This is a genomic window from Xanthomonas theicola (assembly GCF_014236795.1).
Taxonomy (GTDB): domain Bacteria; phylum Pseudomonadota; class Gammaproteobacteria; order Xanthomonadales; family Xanthomonadaceae; genus Xanthomonas_A; species Xanthomonas_A theicola.
On record NZ_CP049017.1, the window covers coordinates 3,423,160 to 3,438,699 of the forward strand.

Below are 15,540 nucleotides of genomic sequence, written 5' to 3' on the forward strand. Positions count from 1 at the left end.
GGCAGCTTGTCGCTACCGTGAGATGCCGGATGGAGGGGGCTGCCCTCAATCCGATATGACGAACATGCGATTGCTAGTCACATCCACTTCTCCTTCTGCGCGTCATTCCTCGTGCAATAGGGCCGGTGTCCAATCGGCAAGCTGCAATGCCCTCAGTCCTGCCGCCAGCAGGACTGAGGACGCCTACTAGTAGACCGAAGACAGCCACCCTTGTCAAACCATTGCATGATCTGTTTTACCATTGCATGATCGGTTTAACTACTGAATAAGTAGCTCAGAAAATTGCGTGACCTGTTTCACCATTCTCATTACTGCCGAAAGGCAGCTCCAAAAACTTGCAAATGTTCTTCAACGTTTTGCCGCGAACCCAAGCCAAGGGTGATATCGCCACCCTTGCTTGCTCTCAGGCACCTCCACCGTCGCCAGCCGTTCGGCACAGTGCTGCGGGGAGAGGTCGAGGTGCTCGGCCTGCTCGGCGAGCAAGGCCATCAGGTCGAACTCGCCCCATGGCAAGATGCGCGGGCCGGGATCGAGTCGGACGGCATGGCGCTGGCTGCGCTCGACGGCGGTATAGAGCGTCTGCCCGCGGCGGACGCCGCTTTCCTCGATGCGGTGCAGCACGAGCTGTTCTTCTTCATCGTCGGGCAGCAGGACCAGGATGGCCGAGGGCAGCGGGTCGTGGCGAAATGGTTGTTGCTGCGGCAATACGCCGGTCAGCGCAGCCTGCGGGTATTGCCAGGCGCACGCGGCATCGAGCGGAAACGTCGTGGCACTGCGGCACGAGCCGGACGTGGTGGTACGTGGCTTGGGCAGCATGCAGTCGGCCACGCGCGAGTGCTCCAGATCCACCATCCGATGCTTGGGCCGCCAATCGGTCTGCGGCGGCGGCTGGATGCGCGGCAACGCGTCGAGCTTCCGGTACTCGTGGGGCCGCAGCAACTTGTCGAGGCGGTGGGCGACAAGGCGGAAGCGATGGTCGGCGGGTTGGCCCGATTGCTCGAAGCCAGGCCGGACGAAGATCGCGGCAGGTTGGTTGTCCGGTCCTTTGTCCTGGGCGAAGTGTTGCAGATTGGTGTCGAAGATCAGCACGTTGGGCGCGGTGCCCGGCGTGCGGCGATGGCGCTGCACGCGCCCGGCGAGTTGGATCAGCGAACGCATCGACGATGGTTCCGCCACGGCCCAGTCCGCATCCCAGTCGCGGCCGACTTCGCACACCGGGCTGGCGAGCACGATGAACACCTGCTCCCGTTCCGGGCAGGCGTCCAGCGCCGCACGGATCGCGGGCAGGCGATAGACCGCCAGACCGTCGCCGCGGCGATCGAATGCCGCGTCGAGCTGCCGTTCGATGGCCGAGCGCTGCAGTAACGGGAAGCGCGCGTGGTAGATGCACAAGTGGATGCGGGTGCCTTCCGGGGCGCCGAGCCGGAACAGTGCCTGCGCCACGTCGAACAGCGGATCGATGTTGGCCATGCGCACCAGGCCGAAGCTGACGCGCTTGCCGCCGGCCGGATCGGCGTGCGCGTGAGCGGCATGCAGGTCCAGGCAGGCCGCGCGGACATGCCCGGCGAATTCGGCATGGATCCGTTCGCGCTGGCGCGCCTGGAGCTGCAATGGCAGCAGCGCGCCCCGCCGTAGCGGCTCGGCCTTCTGCAATCGCACGGCACGTCGGCCGACGAATTGCAGGTGCTGCTGCGCAAAGGAAGTCGTATCGGGACAGGCGCCCGTCTGTACGCCGAATTCGTCGACCCAGATGCATGGCGTCGCCGCCACCGCGTTCGCGCTGCCGCCGTCGGCGCCGCGGTTGTGCTGGTAGTGCGTGCGTCCGGCGTGGTAGGCCGCGTACATCCCTTCGAGCAGTGCCGGCGGCAGTGTTGCCGAGGACAGCAGCACGCGCGTGCCCAGCATTCCAGCCCAGTGCACCAGCCGGGTCAGGGCGGGCAGGTCGTCCAGATCGTAGTCGTCCAGTTCGTCGAGGATCAGGTCGGCGCTCATCAGCCGCAGCATCGGCGCGATCTGGCGCCCGGCGCGCAGCGATTCGGTGGCCGGCACCAGGTGGTCCACGGTGCAGACCAGCATCGGCGCGGACAGCAGCCTGCGGATTTCCGGGTCGCGCAGCGCGCGCGACAGCAATGGGTGGTCGGCGGTCGCGCCCTCGTACAGCACGTGGCTGTCCTCTTCCAGCAGCGACTGCACCGACGCCGAGCCAGTGGATTCGGCTTGCTGTTGGTAGTAATCGAACAGCGCCTGGCTGGCAGAGCCGCCTACGCGGATGGCCAGTTCGTCGTCGCGCAAGTGCAGGTCGGTCCGATAGCTGCGGCCGGTCTGTAATGTCAGCAAGCGCAATCCGAGCGCGTAGGTGGCGCGCATGCCGTGTTGCGGATCGGCCAATGCATACAGGATGCGCGCGTTGCCCAGGGTTTTGCCGCAGCCGGTGGACGCCATGTTGACGATGAACGCGCCGCGCGCGCGTGCCGCGTCGCGCAGCGCGGCCGCGGCATCGGCCGCCTTGTCCTGCCAGGCGAAGCGGGGATCGGCGCTTCGCCTGCGCAGGCCACGGTGCTGGGCAAGCCGCGGCAGGTAGCGTTCGAAGCCAGGTAGGGCATGGGCGATCAGGCCGGCGCTGTGGGCCACGCCGAGAAGGTGTTCGACCAGAGACTGGTTGGGAACGGGGGCGCCGACCCGGTTGCGGGTGGTGTTGGCCATCAGCCAGGCGTCTGCCTGCAGATGCGGCCTGCGTTCGGGGACGGGCTGGTCGTTCTTGTCCAGCCCCAGTCTGGAATAGGCATGATCGGCCAGCATCAGGCTAAGGCGCGCCAGGTGCATCACGTAGGGATTGCCTAGCCAGTCGCCGTCGCGGCGCCCGCGCAGTTCGGCCAGACGCTTCGCCAAGCGCGCGGCCTGTGCACGCCACGCCGGCGCGGCGACCGGCAATGGGCCTGCAGGATTCCAATAAGGCTCGATCCTGGCGAGCTCGGCCGGCTGGCGGACTTCGTTCCAATCGTGTCCGACCAGCGACAGCGGCGCCTCCAGCCACACGGGATCGAGGGTGCGAGCACGGTGCCCGAGCCAGTCCTGCGCGCCTTTCTCGTCGACCACGGGGACCAATGGCAGGCGATGGTGCGTCAACACCAGCCAGGCGATCGCCGCAGCGAGCGGCGGCAACTGGTCGAACGCGCGCCCGGGCTCGGGATCCAGGCCATCGCGGCGGTAGCGTCCCTCCGCTGTCCAGCCGAGCATGTCGCTGTCACCCGGATCGGACAGGCGGCGCAGCCAGCCCGCATCGTCGTCCTGGCCGACGAAGGCCTGGAACATGCGCAGCGACACCCATTCGTGGCGGTAGAGGTTGCGCTCCTGCAATTGCCCGCGCAGCCGCGCCTGGAAGGCCATGCTGGCCTTGCCCAGGTCGTGCAGCAAGGCGGCCAATTGCGCCAGCAGCCGGATGTCTTCGGCGCGATGCCAATCGTTTTCGTCGCCGCGACGCAGGACGTTGCGCATGGTGGCACCTGTCGGCACAGCACCGTGCGCATTGAAGCGGCCAGCGTCCCCGACCACCCACAACAGTTCGCTATGGTCCAGGCCGCGGATCCAATGGCAAGCGACGGCGGTGTTCTTGCGCGCGGTGCGGCGCAGGAGCTTGTGCAGGGTATCCAGGCCGGCCTGGGTGATGGGCGTCTGCCAGGTGCGCTCGCCGCGGCGCTCGGCGAACTGGTCGAGGATGCGCCGGGTCTCGGTCAGTGCGCGCTTGTCGCATTGGGACACCAGCAGAATGTTCATGCTGCGCCCTCGCGCTTCGGCAAGGCCGTCGCCAGCGCCACTTCCTTGAGCGTATCGATCATGAAATCCAGCGACTCGCTGCGCGCCAGCGCTTCGATGCAGCGCTGTCGAAACGATCGTTCGTCGTCGCCGCGCATCGCCGACAGGAACGCCTGCGGCAGGATGCTGGCATCCTTGACCAGGTCGGCAACATCGAACACCAATCCGCCGCGCCGGGTCTTGCCGTGCAGCACCGCCAGCCCATGCGGGAGTCCCAGCACCCATGTCGCGGTCGCCCCCAGCCCATAGGCGAGATAGTTGCCGTGGTCGAGGAAGCGGTTGGCCGGATCGTTGCCTGTACCGCGCTTGGCACGGGTGAAATCGCCGTAGCCAGTCGTGTCTACGGCCAGCTTGAACAATGCCTTGGTCAAGCGTGCCTCCTCGGTCAGCAGGGCCGTGTTGTCCTGCGCCAATGCGATGTTCCAGGAACTTCTGGCCAGCAGTTCCTGCAGGCGGGCCGCGGGAGGGGCGAAACCGGCCTCCTTGAGCGGACGTAGAAGCCATTGCTCGCCGATGCGCCGGGTACGCGCTTGTTGGAATGCCTTGGCCGCGCACAACCGCAGGTCGTCATCGAACCAAAACTTGACCCAGGCCTGTAGGTATTCGGTGGGACGGTATTCGCTCTGGGGAGAGAACCACGCGACCTCGACATCCACTTCATTCGCGGTGAACAGCGGCGTGCCGCCGCCGCCGCAGAAGCCAACCAGCACGCCCGCCCTGGCCAGCTCGCGCATCGCGGCCTGGGTGATCGAGGTGCCTGTTCCGAGCAACAGCGTCGTGGTGTTCGCAATCGGGATGTTCCAGTACAGCGAACGCTTTCCCGCATCGGTCACATACTCGACGCGGCCGCCGTTGACCAGCACGCGGCAATGCTGGAGGTAGTAGAGATTCGCTCGTTTGGAATGCAGGATCGTTTTCAGATCCGAAGCTGCCAGTTCGTCCATGTGCTCTCCGCGGGGCCGGCAACCATTGCCTTCGCATCGGATCTGCAGCCCGTCCAGCCCTGGATATTAGCCCCAAGTTGCTGCATTCCGGGTTCCAGGTTGTGGACAAGTTTTCTGGCTGGAGCCCGGCTGAGACACGGCGTTGCAGCAGATGGCCGACCGCAGGCGGCACCCGCCCGCTTGGCCGCTCCTGCACCGCCGACGGCCGCGGCTGCGGCGCACGCCTCCGCACCGCGGCCGGGTCAGCGCTCCGACGGCCCGCTCTCGTCGTAGCCGCGCGAGGTGAACAGGTCCGGCCGGATCAGTTCGATGAAGGCGCGCGCCTGCGGCGATAGCTACTTGCCTTTGCGCACCACCACGCCGTAGCTGCGCGCGGGGAAGTAGCCGCCTGCCGCTCGTACCAACCACTGAAGAACGCCTCCCGCCCCTTGGAACTGTCAGGGTGATTGCAGGTGTCGGCACCGCCATGCAGCACCAGCGTCGGCGCCGACAGCACCGGCGCCGGATGCAAGCGCGCTTCATCCTCGGCATAGGCCGGATCGCCCTATGACCGTATGTACTTCGACAAGATCGTGGCAAGCCTGCTGCCTCTGCTGGAGCAGCTCACCACCGGCAAGATCGCGCAACCGTTGGCCCAGATTACTCGGACCTGGCCGACCCGCGGCCGATCTTCGACTGGATGCAGATCATCCGCAAACGCGCGGTGGTCTACGCAGGCGTGGACGCGCTGTCCGATGCGCAGGTGGTCGCCACCGTGGACAACTCGATGTTCTCCGATCTGCTGTTGGTCGCGGGGCGCCTCTACAAGTTCGGCGTGGACGATGGACTGCCCAGCGCATCCGTGAACACCAAGATCCCCGATCAACGTGCACGCGTTCAACGAGCCGATGGACGACGAGTTCATCCCGATGGTCAGCAAGGGCGGCAGCGCCGGCATCCAGGTCACGGCCTACACGCAGACGCTCTCCGACATCGAGGCGCGCATCGGCAACCGTGAAGGCCGGCCGGGTGAGATGGGCAATTTCAACGCCCTCGTGTTGCTGCACGCCTGTGTAAGAACCTGTTCACGATCTTTCCCTGGTAGTGCAAACTCTGCGGATGCGAACAAAGACGTATCCGAGTGACATGAGCCGGGAGCGGTTCGAGCAGATCCGCCCCATTCTGGAGCAGGCGCGCAAGCGTACCAAGCCACGGACCGTGGATCTGTAGGACGTGTGGTGCGCGGTGCTGTACCTGCTGCGCACCGGCTGTCAGTGGCGAGCGCTGCCCAGCGACTTCCCGAAGTGGCGCACCGTGCACTGCTACTTTGCCAAGTGGAGCGAACCAGACGATGAAGGAGTCAGCCTGCTGGAGCGGGCGCTCAAAAAATCAGGTTGGCGCGGCCCGCCAGAGACAGGGGCGCAACGCTTGCAGCACGTTCTTGATCGTGGACGCACAGAGCGTGAAGAACACGGACACGGCCGGCCAGAAGGGTTATGACGCGGGCAAGAAGGTCTCGGGGATCAAGCGTCGCATCGCCGTCGATACCCAAGGCCTGCCGCATGCGGTCGCGGTGACGACGGCGGAAGTGACCGACCGCAAAGGCGCGCTCCAATCCCTGGATCGTTGCAAGCCGAACCTGGGACACGTGCAAAGCCTGTTGTGCGATAGCGGCTATACCGCAGAACCATTCGCCGAAGGCGTACGAGAGATCCTGGGCAAGCAAGTCACGGTGCAGATCGCCAAACGCAGCGAACTGCACACCTTCAAGGTCATGCCCAAGCGCTGGATCGTCGAACGCAGCTTTGCGTGGCTGGAAAAGAACCGAAGGCTATGGAAGAACTGCGAGCGCAAGCTCAACACCAGCTTGCAGTTCATCCACCTGGCATGCCTGACACTACTACTCAAAAGATCGTGAACAGGTTCTAAGAGCGGCTGCAGCCGCGACCGGTACCGCCATGGGCTTGCCGACGGCCCGCGCTGTCGGCGCTGAAGCGGCCTCAGCGGCCGATCGCGTCCAGGATGCGCGCCAGTACCTCGTCCAGCGACCCGACGCCGTCCACGCGCACCAAGGTGCCGCGCTTGTCGTAGAAACCGATCACCGGCGCGGTGGAGTCGTTGTACACCCGCAGGCGCTTGCGCACCGATTCGGGATTGTCGTCTTCGCGGCCCTCGGCCTTGGCGCGGCCGGCGATGCGCTCGACCAGCAGTTCGGTGGCCACGTCCAGTTGCACCACCGTGTCCAGCGGCTGGCCGATCTTGACCAGCAGTTCGTCCAGCGCCGAGGCCTGGGCCAGGTTGCGCGGATAGCCATCGAGGATGAAACCGTTGGCCACGTCGCCGCGACCGAGGCGCGATTCGAGCATGCCGAGCAGGATGTCGTCGGAGACCAGATCGCCGCGCGCCATCACTTCCTTGGCCTGCACGCCCAGCGCGGTGCCGGCGGCGACTTCGGCGCGCAGCAGATCGCCGGTGGAAATGTGCGGGATCTGCAGCCTGTCCTTCAGGCGGGCCGCCTGCGTGCCCTTGCCCGATCCGGGCGGTCCCAACAGAACCAATCGCATCAACCTGACTCCTCGAGGAAATGACCGTGCACGGCCGGTGGCGTTAGACTCGGGGCCACGCCTGCGCTGCGCCGCAAGAGCCTCAGCTTACCGCATCCGGGCAATGTCCCGGCAATGTCCCCCACCCCAGAAGCGAGCCCCGACCATGGCCAAAGGCACCCTGTTGTACGCCCAATCCGGCGGCGTCACCGCCGTCATCAATGCCAGCGCCGCCGCCGTGATCGGCGAGGCGCGCACACGCAAGGTCAAGGTCCTGGCCGCGCGCAACGGCATTCTCGGCGCGCTGCGCGAGGAACTGATCGACACCACCAAGGAATCGGCTGCGGCGATCCGCGCGCTGGCGCACACGCCCGGCGGCGCATTCGGCTCGTGCCGCTACAAGCTCAAGTCGCTGGAGGCCGATCGCGCCAAGTACGAGCGTCTGCTGCAGGTGCTGCAGGCGCACGACGTGCGCTGGTTCCTCTACAACGGCGGCAACGATTCGGCCGATACCGCGTGGAAGGTGTCGCAGCTGGCCGGCGCGTTCGGCTACCCGCTGCACTGCATCGGGGTGCCCAAGACCATCGACAACGACCTCGCGGTCACCGACACCTGCCCGGGCTTCGGCTCGGCCGCCAAGTACACCGCGGTGTCGGTGCGCGAGGCGGCGCTGGATGTGGCGGCGATGGCCGAGACCTCGACCAAGGTATTTGTCTACGAGGCGATGGGCCGCCACGCCGGCTGGCTGGCCGCCGCGGCCGGACTGGCCGCGCAGTCGCCAGACGACGCGCCGCAGATCATCCTGTTCCCCGAGCGCGCCTACGACGAAGGCGCCTTCCTGGCGAAGGTGCGCAAGGTCGTGGACAAGGTCGGCTGGTGCGTGGTGGTCGCCAGCGAAGGCATCCAGACCACGGACGGGCGTTTCGTCGCCGATGCCGGCGGCGGCACCGATGCGTTCGGCCACAGCCAGTTGGGCGGCGTGGCATCCTACCTGGCCGGCAAGGTCAAGGCCGAACTCGGCTACAAGGTGCACTGGACCTTGCCCGACTACCTGCAGCGCTCGGCCCGCCACATGGCCTCGAAGACCGACTGGGAACAGGCCCAGGCGGTCGGCCGGGCCGCGGTGCGCTACGCCCTGGAGGGGAGAAACGCAGTGATGCCGGTGATCGTGCGCAGCAGCGACGCGCCGTACCGCTGGAAGGTGGAGCCGGCGCCGCTGAGCCGGATCGCCAATCACGAAAAGAAGATGCCGGCCGGTTTCCTGCGCAAGGACAGCTTCGGCATCACCGCGCGCGCGCGCGCATACCTGGCACCGCTGATCCGGGGCGAGGCGCCGCTGCCCTACGGCGGCGACGGCCTGCCCAGGTACGTCACGCTGAAAAACGTGCCCGTGCGCAAGCAGCTTCCACGCTGGCAGGAATGAGGCGCGCCGGCGAAGATCTTTATGGAATAGGGATCAACCAAGATCATCGCGGCACTCCCGGGCGTGGATGCCCGTACCGGAAAAGGATTTTCTCCATGGGACGCGACACTTCGACCCTGGCGCTCTGCCTATCGGCGGCCCTTGCGCTTGCCGCTGCGCTTCCCTGCCAGTGGTCCTGCAGCCCGATCCGACCGCCGCGCTGCAGGCGAGCGTCGATACCGATGAGGCCGAACAGCCGTGGAGCGGGGATGCGGCAGCCTGCGCGGCAGGCTGGAGGTTTCCTGCCACTATTATGTCAAGAGGGTGTTTACAAAATATAATAGACTTGTCTTGCCCAAGATACGAGCCAGTCTGCATGGCCAGGACGGGGACGCCCAGCGAAGATTCAAGCCGACTGCGGTGCATCTGGCGGCCATTGTGCAATCGGATCCGACGGCGATGCTGGAGGAGATTGGTCGGCAGTTCAAGCGCCTTACCGGCAGTGACGCGCATGAGACACGGGGATGGCCAGCCTGCGCACGCTGGGGGTTCGGCATGTTCCCAGCGCCGAGGCGGTGGTGGTCAGATAGGCCGAGCCGGGACCACCTCGCTACGGCTACACCGATGCCCATGGCCGTCACGAGCCGGAGCAAACCTGTCCCCGTTGCCTGACCGATGCCGAGTGGGCGTTGGTGCAGGATGTGTTCGAGCAGGCGGGCAGCGGCGGACTGCCACCCGAGATCCGCCGCCGAACCTTGGTCGATGCGTGTTGCTACGGGGTGCGCACCGGCGGTGCGTGGCGGATGCTGCCGACCCATTTCCCGCGCTGGCAGAACGTCCATCGCACCTTCCGGCGCTGGAGCGAGCAAGGCAATTTCGAGCGGATGCATGAGCGCCTTGGCGCGCAGTGGCGCCAGCGTCAGGCACGCCCCGAGGCGCCCACGGCGGCGGGCTGGATGCCCAGTCCACACGGATTTCCCCGCAGGGCGGCGTCAGCGGCGTTGATGCCGGGAAGAAGGTCAAGGGACGCAAGCGCCCTTGATCGTGGATACGCTGGGCCTGTCGTTGGCCGTGAGCGTGACCGCCGCCAGCGGACAGGATCGCGATGCTGCCCATCCGGTGGTGACCTGGGCGTCGGCGGCCAGCCGGGGCGCCCACGACGCTGGCCAGGCAAGCGGCACGCTGACAAGGCCGACGACATCGACCGTTGCCGCCACCACCTCAAGGAGCGGGGCATCACGCCACGCATCGCTCGCAAGGGGATTGAGCGCAACGACCGCCTGGGGCGTCATCGCTGGGTCGTGGAACGCACTCACGCCTGGTTCGCAGGCATGGGCAAGCTGCGCATCCGCTTTGAACGCCGGATCGATATCCATCTGGCCTGGCTGTCGCTTGCTTGCTCCATCATCTGCCTACGACTTCTTCTGCCTACGACTTCTTCCAGGGTTTTGTTAGCCGCTCTTAATCAATATTTTTTGTGAGACGCCACGCCAGCATGCAAATGCCTTCGCGTAGGCGCTGCTTCCGCGCACGGACGAGCGGGTGAGGCGTCATGGCGAGCAGGGCCGGCATGCAGGGTCCAGCGCGCAGGCGCGGTGAACCGGTGCGGGCGATGCAGACCTGGCCTGGCGGGGCGGGCGCCGCACTCCTGCAAGCGCGGGCTCAGTCCGGCGAAGGCGGTGGCCCGCCGAGGCAGGGGCGAAGCGCTCCACGTTGCCACGTTCGGCCAGCATCGATGCCGCGCACGTGTCGGCGATCCGCTCGATGCTCACCAGCCGTTCGCGCTGCCCGCGCAAGGGGGGCCTGGTCGATAGGGGCGTCGATGGCCCGTTCGATCTGCGCGATCGGTACCTGCAATCGGTACCTGCACCTGGCCGATGCGCTCCAGGCTCCAGTCGCGCACCACGAGCGCAGCGACGTCCAGGCGGTTGCGCTCCCTGTGCAACATCTGCCGCAGCATGCGCGCGGCCGGTGTCCCGATTCAAGCAACGCAGGATGCCAGGCGCACCGCGCGCGGTCAGTCGATGTCGAGGAAGCTGCGCAGCTGTTCGGAGCGGCTGGGATGGCGCAACTTGCGCAACGCCTTGGCCTCTATCTGGCGGATGCGCTCGCGGGTGACGTCGAACTGCTTGCCGACTTCCTCAAGGGTGTGATCGGTGTTCATGTCGATGCCGAAGCGCATGCGCAGCACCTTGGCCTCGCGCGGGGTCAGCCCGGCGAGCACGTCGCGCACGGTCTCGGACAGGTTGATGTTGGTGGTGTTCTCGATCGGGGACTCCACGTTGGTGTCCTCGATGAAGTCGCCCAGATGCGAATCCTCGTCGTCGCCGATCGGGGTTTCCATCGAGATCGGCTCCTTGGCGATCTTCATCACCTTGCGGATCTTGTCCTCCGGCATGTCCATTTCCTTGGCCAGTTCCTCCGGCGTGGCCTCGCGGCCGTACTGCTGGAGCATCTGCCGGGAAATGCGGTTCAACTTGTTGATCGTCTCGATCATGTGCACCGGGATACGGATGGTGCGCGCCTGGTCGGCGATGGAACGGGTGATGGCCTGGCGGATCCACCAGGTCGCATATGTGGAGAACTTGTAGCCGCGGCGGTACTCGAACTTGTCCACCGCCTTCATCAGCCCGATGTTGCCTTCCTGGATCAGGTCGAGGAACTGCAGGCCGCGGTTGGTGTACTTCTTGGCGATCGAGATCACTAGGCGCAGGTTGGCCTCGACCATCTCCTTCTTGGCCTTGCGCGCCTTGGCTTCGCCGTAGGCCATCGCGCGGCTGATTTCCTTCAGTTCGGTCAGGCTCAGGTAGGTCGCCCGCTCCGCCGCCACGGTGGCTTCCTGCTCGGCGACGATCTGCTCCTTGACCTCGCGCAGCGCCGACGACCACTTCTGCTTGCGCTTCAGCGCGTCGTCGACCCAGGCCACGTTGGTCTGGTTGCCTTCCCAGGAGCGGATGAAGTCCTTGCGCGGCATCCGCGCCACGTGGGTGGCCAGGTGCAGCACGCGGCGCTCGTGGTCCTTGACCTGGGCCATGGTGGCGCGCAGCTTGCGCACCAGCACGTCGGTCAGCGGCAGCGGCAGCTTCAGGGTGACGAACACCTCGGCGATGTCGGTGCGCAGCTTGGTGACCAGCTTGTGCTCGGCCCCGTTCTTGGCGTGCGCCTTCTTGAACTTGGCGTATTCGCTGGCCAGCAGGTCCATGCGCCGCGCGACCTCGGCCGGATCCGGGCCGGTCGGGCCGGCGTCCTCCTCGGCGGTGTCGACATCGTCGTCCGCATCGTCGGCATCGGCATCGGCGGCATCGTCGTCGCTGGCGGCCACCACCGGCGGCGGCGCCGGCTCTTCTTCGATCAGGTCGTTGAAGCCGACCACGATCTCAGCCAGGCGCTTCTTGCCTTCCTTGTGCTGCTCGTAGTCCTCGAGCAGGCTCTCCACCGCCAGCGGAAACGCGCCCAGCGCGGCCTGGACCTGGCCGAGGCCTTCCTCGATGCGCTTGGCGATGGCGATCTCGCCTTCACGGGTCAGCAGCTCCACCGTGCCCATCTCGCGCATGTACATGCGCACCGGGTCGGTGGTCCGGCCACCCTCGGTGTCGAGCGCGGTCAGCGCGGCGGCGGCTTCTTCGGCGGCGGTGTCGTCGACTTCGCGGTTGCCGGTGTTGCCGTCGTTGAGCAGCAGGGTCTCTGCGTCGGGGGCGACTTCATGGACATCGATGCCCATGCCGTTGATCATGCCAATGATGTCTTCGATCTGTTCGGGATCGACCAGGTCGTCGGGGAGGTGGTCGTTGACTTCGGCGTAGGTCAGATAGCCCTGTTCCAGGCCCTTGCTGATCAGTTGCTTGATGTCGGATTGCTGGGCAGGACGTTCGTTGGCCATGAGTGCTCGCGCCACCGGCAGGAAGGTGAATGAGTGAACCTAGCATTATAACAGCCCGGACCGCCGCTTGCCGGACGAGAAGCATGAACCGCTCCACCAGGAGCGCCCCGGCCTAGGGCCGGAGCAAGAAAGTGACCGGGCCGTCGTTGACCAGACTGACGATCATATGGGCGCCGAAACGCCCGCTTTCCACCCCCGGCGGATGCTGCTGCCGGCAGATGTCGAGCAATCGGTTGAAGCCGCGTTCAGCCTCGGCCGGCGCCGCCGCGGTGGTGAAGCTGGGGCGCATCCCCGAACCGGTATCGGCGGCCAGGGTGAACTGGCTGACCAGCAGCAGGCCGCCGCCGGTGTCGCGCAGCGAGCGGTTCATGCGCCCGTTGCCGTCGGCGAACACGCGGTAGCCCAGCAGGCGCTCGGCCATGCGCCGGAACCTGGCCTCGTCGTCGCCCGGCTCCACCGCCACCAGCGCCAGCAGTCCGGCACCGATGTGTCCGACCACCGTGTCGTCGACGCGGACCTCGGCCTGACTGACGCGCTGGATCAGGGAGAGCATAGGTCGGACTCGGGACTCGGGACTCGGGACTCGAAAGCATCCGGGTTCGGCGGGGCGCTGTCATCCCGCCGGCATCATCGCCGACCTGCGCCGGATGCGGAAGCCGCGCCGGCGCGCGATCGGGTCGATCCGTGATACCGGTCGGGCCCCGCGCGGCCGCGCCAGCCTGGCGCGGCCGGCGCAGCGGATAAACTGGGGCGATGAAACCTGCAACGCTCGCGACCCTGCTATACCTCTGCGCCGCCGCCGTGGCGCGCCTGCCCTGGCCATGGCTGCGCCGCCTGGCCGATGGCCTGGCCGGGCTGTGGCTGCGCCTGGACGCACGCGAGAGCCGGGTCGCGCGCCGCAACCTGGAATTGGCCTATCCGGACCTGCTGCCGAGCGAGCGCATCGCACTGCACCGCGACGTGCTGCGTTCCGCCGCGCGGCAGGCGTTCGAGACGCTGGTGCTGTGGACCCGGTCGCCGGCGCGGAACCTGTCGCGGCTGCGTCATCGCCACGGGCAGGCGCTGTACGACGCCGCGCTGGCGACCGGCCGCGGGGTGATCGTGGCCGCGCCGCACTTCGGCAACTGGGAGTTGCTCAACCAGTGGCTGGCCTCGCGCGGGGACATCGCCATCGTCTACCGCGCGCCGGCATCGGCCGTCGGCGACGCCTTCCTGCAGCGGGTACGCAGTGGCGACAACGTGCGCCAGATGCGCGCCGAAGGCCCGGCGGTGCGGCAACTGTTCAAGGCGCTCAAGGACGGCGGCGCGGTCGGCATCCTCCCGGACCAGCAGCCCAAGGCCGGCGACGGGGTGTTCGCGCCGTTCTTCGGCGTGCCGGCGCTGACCATGACCCTGGTCAATCGGCTGGCCGAGCGGACCGGCGCGATCGTGCTGTTCGCCTGGTGCGAGCGCGTCGGCAGCGACCTGGAATTCGCGCTGCAGGTACAGCCGGCGCCGGCGGCGATCGCCGACCCGAACCCGTTGCGCGCGGCGAGCGCGCTGAACGCCGGCGTGGAGCGCGTGGCGCGCCGCGACCCGGCCCAGTACCAGTGGACCTACAAGCGCTACACGCTGCGCCCGGACCCGGCCGAACCCAATCCTTACGCCACGGTCAGGCACCCGCATTAGTCCATTGAATCATTGAAATTGGATGCATTGTCCTCAAAGAGTCAGGCACGCCCCGAACGATACTGACTTGTGAACAACGCGCTGAACTCGTTGCCGTGATGGGCAAGCGCCATGGCAACGCGGCGCGTGCGCGTCGTGCGCGTTGCGTGCTGCTGTGGGCCGAGGGAGAACGCCGTGTGGACATTCGGTCCACGCTTGCGTGCACCGATGCGTTCGTTTCGAGATGGACCTGGGCGTTCGAGGCACAAGGCCTGGCTGGCCTGGTGTCCTTGTCCCCAGGTCGAACACCCACCCGCTCGGTGGCCAAGCTGGAGGCGCGGGTGCTCAATCGCACGCTCCAGCACCTGCCCCGCGACGGCTCGAGGCATTGGAGCCGCCGCGAACTGGCTGCCGAGCCGGGGGGATGTGGCGTTCTCCGCCGTGCAGCGCATCTGGCGCAAGCACGGCGTGCGTCCACACCGGCTGGATCCCCATAGGGTGTCCAACGATCCGGACTTGGAGACCGAGGTGGCCGACGCGATCGGGCTTACCTGGAGCCACGCGCGCATGCTGCCGTGTTCTGCGTCGACGAGAAGACCGCCATCCGGTGCTGGACCGCAAGGACCGGATGCTGCCGCTGTCACCCGAACGCGCCCAGAGCCACGGCTTTGAGGGCCAGCCCGCGATCCGTTGGTCGAACAGGTCCAGCACGATGCACAGGTACAGCTTGCCTTTGTCCGTCTTGATTTCGGTGATGTCGGAGACCCACTGGGTCTCCGGCTCCAGCGCGGTGAAGTCCCGCTCCAGTAGGTTGCGCACGCCTGGCGGTGTCAATGCCGGCTGGCCGTGCGGGCCACGACGCTCCGGTCGCGGCCAGCCCTGCAGGCCGTTGACCGCCATCCACCAGGCCACGCGGTTCAAGCTGGCCCTTTCACCTTCATCGACAAGGTCTTCGCGCATGCGACCGGCCCCTAGCGTTCCCCGACTGTCTGCATGCAGCTGGCGAATACGCCCCAGCCGCCGCTCATTGTCGAGCTGGCGGGCGCTGGGCAATCGCTTGCTCCAGTCGTCGTAACCGCTGGCTTCACCCGCGCCAGCTCCTCCTCACGCGGCGTTCCGGTGCCGCCGAAGGCCACCTTGCCCTGGCGCTGGGCCTCCCGCTTCCAGCGGGTCGGCAGGTTGTCCCGCATCCCAAGTTCCCGGGCCACCTGAGCACCACTGACACCCGGTTGGCTGGGTTGCTCAATCGCCCCACGCTTGAACTGCGCACTGGACTTCCTTCGCTTCGACATGAACATTCCTCAGGGCCTCAATCGCCCTTCTTGTCAGTGT

General features: G+C 66.7%; 8 protein-coding genes and 4 pseudogenes. 5 read left to right on the top strand and 7 right to left on the bottom strand.

From position 1 onward, the window contains the following. Positions 1-348 precede the first annotated feature (348 nt). The 3 genes and pseudogenes from cas3f to G4Q83_RS15960 form a co-directional block, all read right to left on the bottom strand. Positions 349-3,774, bottom strand: coding sequence for a type I-F CRISPR-associated helicase Cas3f (cas3f, locus tag G4Q83_RS15950; protein ID WP_128421555.1), 3,426 nt, complete (start codon positions 3,772-3,774; stop codon positions 349-351). Then, positions 3,771-4,757 carry a type I-F CRISPR-associated endonuclease Cas1f gene (cas1f, locus tag G4Q83_RS15955; RefSeq protein ID WP_128421556.1) on the bottom strand — a complete coding sequence of 329 codons (987 nt, stop codon included), beginning with the start codon at positions 4,755-4,757 and terminating at the stop codon, positions 3,771-3,773. The genes cas3f and cas1f overlap by 4 nt, the downstream gene beginning before the upstream one ends. 242 nt (positions 4,758-4,999) lie before the next feature. Continuing rightward, positions 5,000-5,137 (bottom strand): annotated as a pseudogene (locus G4Q83_RS15960) (LysR family transcriptional regulator); the annotation flags it as partial. Between the two features lie 165 nt (positions 5,138-5,302). On the opposite strand from G4Q83_RS15960, the pseudogene G4Q83_RS15965 reads away from it, so the two are divergent. Beyond that, positions 5,303-5,800, top strand: a pseudogene (locus tag G4Q83_RS15965) (type IV conjugative transfer system coupling protein TraD); the annotation flags it as partial. A gap of 55 nt (positions 5,801-5,855) precedes the next feature. Beyond that, positions 5,856-6,654, top strand: a pseudogene (locus tag G4Q83_RS15970) (IS5 family transposase). Positions 6,655-6,736: 82 nt separating this feature from the next. On the opposite strand, the gene G4Q83_RS15975 reads toward G4Q83_RS15970, so the two are convergent. Beyond that, positions 6,737-7,300 (bottom strand): adenylate kinase, encoded by a 564-nt coding sequence (locus G4Q83_RS15975; RefSeq protein WP_128419378.1) that lies wholly within the window; start codon positions 7,298-7,300, stop codon positions 6,737-6,739. 145 nt (positions 7,301-7,445) lie between these two features. Between G4Q83_RS15975 and G4Q83_RS15980 the strand changes: the two genes are divergently transcribed. After that, positions 7,446-8,702, top strand: a complete 1,257-nt coding sequence (locus G4Q83_RS15980; RefSeq protein WP_128419377.1) for a 6-phosphofructokinase — start codon at positions 7,446-7,448, stop codon at positions 8,700-8,702. A gap of 680 nt (positions 8,703-9,382) precedes the next feature. After that, the gene (locus tag G4Q83_RS24730; RefSeq protein ID WP_425509772.1) at positions 9,383-10,162 is read left to right on the top strand and encodes a transposase; all 780 of its coding nucleotides are present in this window, start codon (positions 9,383-9,385) and stop codon (positions 10,160-10,162) included. 536 nt (positions 10,163-10,698) lie between these two features. Here the strand turns inward: G4Q83_RS24730 and rpoD are convergent. Both rpoD and dtd read right to left on the bottom strand, forming a co-directional pair. After that, positions 10,699-12,561, bottom strand: coding sequence for an RNA polymerase sigma factor RpoD (rpoD, locus tag G4Q83_RS15990; protein ID WP_128419375.1), 1,863 nt, complete (start codon positions 12,559-12,561; stop codon positions 10,699-10,701). A gap of 112 nt (positions 12,562-12,673) precedes the next feature. Beyond that, complete coding sequence (gene dtd / locus G4Q83_RS15995) at positions 12,674-13,114, bottom strand: D-aminoacyl-tRNA deacylase (RefSeq protein WP_128419374.1); 441 nt, start codon at positions 13,112-13,114, stop codon at positions 12,674-12,676. 200 nt (positions 13,115-13,314) lie between these two features. Here dtd and G4Q83_RS16000 point away from each other — a divergent pair, with 200 nt between their 5' ends. Beyond that, entirely contained in the window at positions 13,315-14,229 is a 915-nt protein-coding gene (locus G4Q83_RS16000) for a lauroyl acyltransferase (RefSeq protein ID WP_128419373.1), read from the top strand. A gap of 654 nt (positions 14,230-14,883) precedes the next feature. Here G4Q83_RS16000 and G4Q83_RS16005 read toward each other — a convergent pair. Continuing rightward, positions 14,884-15,500, bottom strand: a pseudogene (locus tag G4Q83_RS16005) (IS3 family transposase); the annotation flags it as partial. Between the last annotated feature and the right edge of the window lie 40 nt (positions 15,501-15,540).

Excerpts from the sequence above, each read along its gene's own strand:
- cas3f (WP_128421555.1), bottom strand. The coding sequence starts at position 3,774 with ATGAACATTCTGCTGGTGTCCCAATGCGACAAGCGCGCACTGACCGAG.
- cas1f (WP_128421556.1), bottom strand. The coding sequence starts at position 4,757 with ATGGACGAACTGGCAGCTTCGGATCTGAAAACGATCCTGCATTCCAAA.
- G4Q83_RS15975 (WP_128419378.1), bottom strand. The coding sequence starts at position 7,300 with ATGCGATTGGTTCTGTTGGGACCGCCCGGATCGGGCAAGGGCACGCAG.
- G4Q83_RS15980 (WP_128419377.1), top strand. The coding sequence starts at position 7,446 with ATGGCCAAAGGCACCCTGTTGTACGCCCAATCCGGCGGCGTCACCGCC.
- rpoD (WP_128419375.1), bottom strand. The coding sequence starts at position 12,561 with ATGGCCAACGAACGTCCTGCCCAGCAATCCGACATCAAGCAACTGATC.
- dtd (WP_128419374.1), bottom strand. The coding sequence starts at position 13,114 with ATGCTCTCCCTGATCCAGCGCGTCAGTCAGGCCGAGGTCCGCGTCGAC.
- G4Q83_RS16000 (WP_128419373.1), top strand. The coding sequence starts at position 13,315 with ATGAAACCTGCAACGCTCGCGACCCTGCTATACCTCTGCGCCGCCGCC.